2 protein-coding genes are annotated in these 1198 nt (G+C 66.5%); one reads left to right on the top strand and one right to left on the bottom strand.

What is annotated here, in order from left to right; genetic code table 11:
- Nucleotides 1–757: transposase (locus tag IM708_RS21005; RefSeq protein ID WP_209428494.1), on the bottom strand; the 757-nt coding region annotated here is incomplete at its 3' end.
- Nucleotides 758–965: 208 nt separating this feature from the next.
- Here IM708_RS21005 and IM708_RS21000 point away from each other — a divergent pair.
- Nucleotides 966–1198 (top strand): hypothetical protein (locus IM708_RS21000; protein WP_209428493.1); only part of this gene is annotated, 233 nt, incomplete at its 3' end.

Genomic DNA, 1198 nt, shown 5'->3' with positions numbered 1-1198 from the left:
TCTCCTGCTTGCGGCCATACCACGCGGACACGGTGATCCTGCGCCAGGGCGTGGCCGGGTTGGAGAGCAGCGTCCTCAGCTTGGGCAAGGGCGATCCCTTCTGTGCCGGTCGCCCGATGGAGTGCGCATGGCGCTTCGGAGGGGGTGCGAAGAGATTGGCGTCGAGCCGCAGCCGGCTGATGAGGGTCGCCCGGCCGGCGATGACGTAGGCCAGTTCATGGAAGGCGAAGCTGCTGTCGCCCACGAAGACGATGTCGCGCGCCGGCAACCAGCGGCAGAGCTGGAGCGCCCCCTGCCGAGCCCAGTCGGTGAGCAGCTTGTGCCGGCGGCCGCGCTGGTGGTCGGAGCGCGCCGACGGAGCGAGCAGGGTCAACACCGGCAAGGCCTTCACGACGCCCGCCCACGGGACCGGCGTCAGCACCATGAAGCTCAGCCAGCGCAAGCCGCTCGCTTTGACGAAATGGCCATGGCTGGAGCGGACGGGATCGCGATAGATGCCGCGCGCGGTGATCCGCCGTCCCCACCGGGGTTCGATGGTATCGTCCATTCCGATGACCACCGGCCCCTCCGGCACGAGGCGATCGATGATCATGACCAGCAGGCGGCGTGCCATCGCGCGACCATCCCAGCGGGCGCGGTTGAGGAGTTGATGGTAGCTTGCGAAATTGTTTGCCGCGGCGCGCCCGGTCATCCGCAGGCAGGCGCTGACGATACGCTTGCCCGGTGCCAGCACTGCCCCCATCACCAGGACGAGCACATGCTACCAACTGGGGGCCGTGAAGCACGCGCGCAGCGGGTGCAGCCAATTGCGCAGGGTCGGGGGAACCGGATCGCCCGGCGGTGGCGGGAAACCACGATGATATTGCATCCCATGTTTCGAACCCCTCGCCGCTGAGCGCGCAAGTCAGGCGGCCTGCGGCAAAGTGAATCATCCGCCCTGATGTGCCCCCGTGTATGATCGGCGCATGCCGCATGACGAAATCGCCGCTCGCATCGAAGCCTTCGACGACGCCAATGGCGGTGGCGTCGGCTACTACAAGGACAAGGACGCCTACCATCTCTACCTGTTGGAGACGGAGGCACCTATTGCCCGGCAGAAGCCGAGGGGAAACGGAGACGGGGTCCGGCTCGGATACTGGTCACACAGGCGCAAATGGGAGGATATCGATGATATGGGCGGCGTCGTCATGCCCCTCTC

It is taken from the genome of Pararhodobacter sp. SW119, assembly GCF_017811755.1.
In the GTDB taxonomy this organism is placed as follows: Bacteria; Pseudomonadota; Alphaproteobacteria; order Rhodobacterales; family Rhodobacteraceae; genus Pararhodobacter.
Note: the sequence above shows the minus strand (reverse complement) of the source record. Positions and strands in the feature narration are given on the sequence as shown.